The organism is Nitrospirota bacterium (genome assembly GCA_016212185.1).
GTDB lineage: Bacteria > Nitrospirota > Thermodesulfovibrionia > UBA6902 > DSMQ01 > JACRGX01.
Genome location: JACRGX010000007.1, coordinates 1 through 3,955, shown reverse-complemented (window position 1 = coordinate 3,955; position 3,955 = coordinate 1). Strand labels below are relative to the sequence as shown.

Here is a 3,955-nt window from a genome sequence, read left to right as displayed (position 1 = left end):
GGGGAATAAAAGGGGGTCATTCACCGTTTACTGTTCACCGTTCACTGTTCACTGTTCACTATTTACGCATTACCGCCTTCGGCATTTTCTGGTTCTTCATAACCCTTTCTGTTGAATCAAGCATTATACCTACACGGGATATAATTTTTGAACACAGGCTTTACCTGCCAAGCATAGGTTTAATAATCGCCTTTGTCAGCGCCATTTTTCATTTCATTTCTTATTTTTCATCCTTCAACCTTCAACCTTCATCCTTCCTCTCTCGTCACGCATCACGAATTACGGTCTTAATGCTTGCTACTTTTGTTGTTGTTTCCCCCATCGCCACATATCAGAGAAATATTATATGGCAGGACGATATCACTCTATGGAGTGATGTCATCCGGAAATCTCCTCTGAATGCACGGGGATATAACAATCTGGGCGGCGCATTTGCCGCAAAGGGATTAACAGATAAGGCAATAGAGAATTACCAAATTGCAGTGAGACTAAAACCTGATTTTGGTCAAGCACATTACAATTTGGGCGTTGCCTTCGGCATTAAAGGTTTAACAGATTTATTAATAGAGCATCTCCAGATTGCATTAAAATTAGAGCCGGATTATCCATTACCGGAGGCATATTATAATCTTGGAATTGCCTATGAATCCAAAAGCTTATTAAATTTGGCAGCGCAGCATTACCGCACCGCATTAATGTTTAGACCTGACTTTACCGAGGCTCATGATAATTACGGGGTAGTTCTTTTTAAACAAGGCAGCATTGATGAAGCAATAAAAGAATTTCAAATTGCCTTGAAAATCAAACCTGATTATGCAAGAGCAATTGAAAACCTTCAAAACGCCTATATCTACAAAGAATCAAAAGACAAAAACAAATTTTAACTCTTTATTAATGACGTTATATATTTGACAAAGCCTCATGTTTATCAATATCATTTCTTCATGAAGATAATTGAGGGCATTGAAAACCTTGCTCAGAAATTCCGGCATCCTGTATTGACGATCGGCAATTTTGACGGAGTGCATTTAGGGCATCAGGAGATTTTCCGCCTGCTTAAGGAGAGGGCAAAAGAGAAAAACGGAACATCAATCGTCCTGACTTTTGAACCGCATCCGCTTAGAGTAATTGCGCCGGAGAGGGCTCCGAAACTGCTGTCAACATTCACCGATAAGGCAAACCTGATAAATGCATCCGGCATTGATATTATAATTTTTGCAAATTTTACCGCTGGATTTGCCCACATCAGGGCGGAGGATTTCGTAAGAGATTTCCTTGTAAATGCAATCAGGGTAAAAGAAATATTTATAGGCTCAAATTATCATTTCGGCAGGGGCAGAAAAGGCGATGCCGGTTATTTAAAAGAGTTGGGCAGGGAATACGGTTTTACAGTCACAATAGTAAATGAAATTACGATAAACGATGTCCCTGTAAGCAGTTCAAAGATAAGAACGCTCATTGCAAAAGGCAAAGTTGACGAGGCATCGGAGCTTCTTGGAAGAAATTATTCCATGGAGGGCATAGTCATAGAAGGCGCAAAACGCGGGAAAAGCCTCCTGAACACACCGACCGCAAATATATCCGCCCTGAATGATTTATTTCCGAAAGACGGGGTTTATGCCGTTACGGTTGAAATAAACGGAAAGACTTATGGCGGCGCGGCAAATATAGGGTATAACCCAACCTTTAACGTGAAAAAGCTTAGTTTTGAAGTGCACGTCCTTGACTTTGAGGGAAACCTTTTGGGCAAGATACTTAAAATTAAGTTTATTAAAAGACTCAGGGATGAAATAAAATTCACCCGCATTGAAGATTTAGCCGCACAAATGCAGAAAGATATACAAACGGTAAGGAAGATTTTAAGCTTATGAAAAAAAATAGTCTTATTAAAAAACTTATTTTGAAAAACAGAAGCTGCCGCAGGTTTTACGAAAAAGAAAAGATAAGCCTTAAAACTTTAAAAGAGCTCATTGAACTTGCAAGGCTTTCGGCGTCAAGCGCCAACCTTCAGCCGTTAAAATACATCCTTTCTTCTTCACAAGAGGACAATCAAAAAATATTTCCATGCCTGAAATGGGCCGGCTACCTGAAAGACTGGGGAGGGCCGGGCGCCGGAGAAATGCCTCCCGGATATGTGGTTGTCATGGGGGATACAAATATCAGTAAAGCCTTTGGCTATGATGCCGGAATTGCGGCACAGAGTATCTTGCTCGGCGCAGCAGAAAAGGGGCTTGGAGGATGCATCATTGCCTCTGTTGAACGTGAACGGCTCAGGGCCTCATTTAAAATAGCGGGGCATCTTGAAATACTTTTTGTCATCGCCCTCGGCAAACCCGGAGAAAAAGCGGTAATTGAACCTGTCGGAGCCGACGGCAGCATTAAATACTGGCGTGATAAAAAAGGCATTCACCATGTGCCCAAAAGGGCGCTGAAGGATATAATTGTAAATACTATGTAATTGTCTTTACTGCTGGGGTTTCCAGTATTCCGTAAATGTCCCATCTTTTGTAATCCAGACAACGTACGGCGCAGCTGTGACATCGCCTTTGGCGTCAAATTTTATTTTGTCGAGCGCGCCGCTGAATTCATTTGAATGAAGATTTGCAATAACCTTTTTGCCGTCTGTCGTCTCGGCGTTTTCTATGGCAGTAAGAAGTATATTCATTGCGTCATATGCATAAATTGAATACGGGCCCGGTTCCCCGAATCTCTGCCGGTATTTGTCAATAAACATCTTCGCCGACGGAATCTTGCCGGGGTCAGGGCTGAAAGTCAGATATGTTCCCTCTGCGGCTTTATTACCGGCTATTTCTATGAACTGGGGGTCAATAACGCCGTCTCCACTCATAAACGGAGTCTTTAACCCTATCTCCTTTGCCTGTTTGACAAGCAGTCCGGCCTCAGGATAGATGCCGCCGAAAAATACAAGTTCAGGCTTTGCATTTTTAATTGCAGTAAGCACTGCCTTAAAGTCTTTATCACCCTGAACAACGCCGCCGTAATAAACAACCTCTGCCATATCGCCTAAAAATTTTTTAAGTTCGTCAGCCAATCCCTGACCGTATGTAGTTTTATCATGTATGACCGCAATCTTCTTGATTTTAAGTTTTGACACAATAAATTCAGCTGCAACCTTGCCCTGCTGGTCGTCTCTGCCGCAGACCCTGAAAACGCCTGCATAGCCCCTGTCGGTAAATTGTGGGTTTGTTGAGGCAGGCGTTATCATGGGTATGCCGGCACGGTCATAAATATCAGATGCCGGGATGGAGCAGCTGCTGTTAAAATGTCCTATAATACCGATAACCTTCTGATTGACAAGCTTGTTGGCAATTGACACTGCCTGTTTAGGGTCCCTCTGGTCGTCCTCAATAAGAAGTTCAATCGTCTTGCCCAAAATTCCGCCCTGACTATTCCATTCTTCCATCGCAAGGGTTACGCCGTTTCTGAAATCCATGCCCATTTTTGCCTGATCTCCCGTCATCGGACCTGCAACGCCGATCCTGATGGTATCCGGTTCTTTAGTGCATCCCGACAAAACAATAATTAAAAATACGATTAATAAAAGTTTGCGGTACATTTTATACCTCCATGAAATCTTCATATGTTCCTTCTTTGATTTATTTGCCTCTTTAAAATATTTTCATTGCAGCTATTGCCATTGAACACAACCTTTCTGTATTTACGCTTGATCAGCACTTTAAACAAATCCCCGGGCTGAAACTTTATAGCCAATAACTCCTCCTGCTTCCTTGCACTTTACCCTTTACAAAAGTTTTGTATAACTTTCATAAACTCTTTTATATTAGCCTTAATATCCCCTGACAAAATCCCTGACGCTACTGCAACAGCATCAGCGCCGGCATTAAAAACACCGGAAACATTCTCAACCGTAATGCCGCCTATGGCAACTATAGGTATTGTAATATAACTTTTTATTTCTCTCAAGGCATTAATT

The 3,955-nt window shown here is 42.0% G+C and carries 5 protein-coding genes; 3 read left to right on the top strand and 2 right to left on the bottom strand.

All coding sequences use genetic code 11. The features are described from left to right. The 3 genes from HZA10_00725 to HZA10_00715 form a co-directional block, all read left to right on the top strand. Positions 1–884: tetratricopeptide repeat protein (locus HZA10_00725; protein MBI5194827.1), on the top strand; the 884-nt coding region annotated here is incomplete at its 5' end. A 60-nt stretch (positions 885–944) separates the two neighbouring features. Next, the gene (locus HZA10_00720; GenBank protein ID MBI5194826.1) at positions 945–1,871 is read left to right on the top strand and encodes a bifunctional riboflavin kinase/FAD synthetase; all 927 of its coding nucleotides are present in this window, start codon (positions 945–947) and stop codon (positions 1,869–1,871) included. Beyond that, positions 1,868–2,458 carry a nitroreductase family protein gene (locus tag HZA10_00715; protein MBI5194825.1) on the top strand — a complete coding sequence of 197 codons (591 nt, stop codon included), beginning with the start codon at positions 1,868–1,870 and terminating at the stop codon, positions 2,456–2,458. Before HZA10_00720 ends, HZA10_00715 begins: the two co-directional genes overlap by 4 nt. 6 nt (positions 2,459–2,464) lie before the next feature. On the opposite strand, the gene HZA10_00710 is transcribed toward HZA10_00715, so the two are convergent. Further along, positions 2,465–3,601 (bottom strand): branched-chain amino acid ABC transporter substrate-binding protein, encoded by a 1,137-nt coding sequence (locus HZA10_00710; protein MBI5194824.1) that lies wholly within the window; start codon positions 3,599–3,601, stop codon positions 2,465–2,467. 155 nt (positions 3,602–3,756) lie between these two features. Then, positions 3,757–3,955: thiamine phosphate synthase (locus tag HZA10_00705; protein MBI5194823.1), on the bottom strand; the 199-nt coding region annotated here is incomplete at its 5' end.

What these genes read in the sequence shown, in the direction of transcription:
- HZA10_00710 (MBI5194824.1), bottom strand. Translation starts at nt 3,601, where the DNA reads ATGAAGATTTCATGGAGGTATAAAATGTACCGCAAACTTTTATTAATC.
- HZA10_00720 (MBI5194826.1), top strand. Translation starts at nt 945, where the DNA reads ATGAAGATAATTGAGGGCATTGAAAACCTTGCTCAGAAATTCCGGCAT.
- HZA10_00715 (MBI5194825.1), top strand. Translation starts at nt 1,868, where the DNA reads ATGAAAAAAAATAGTCTTATTAAAAAACTTATTTTGAAAAACAGAAGC.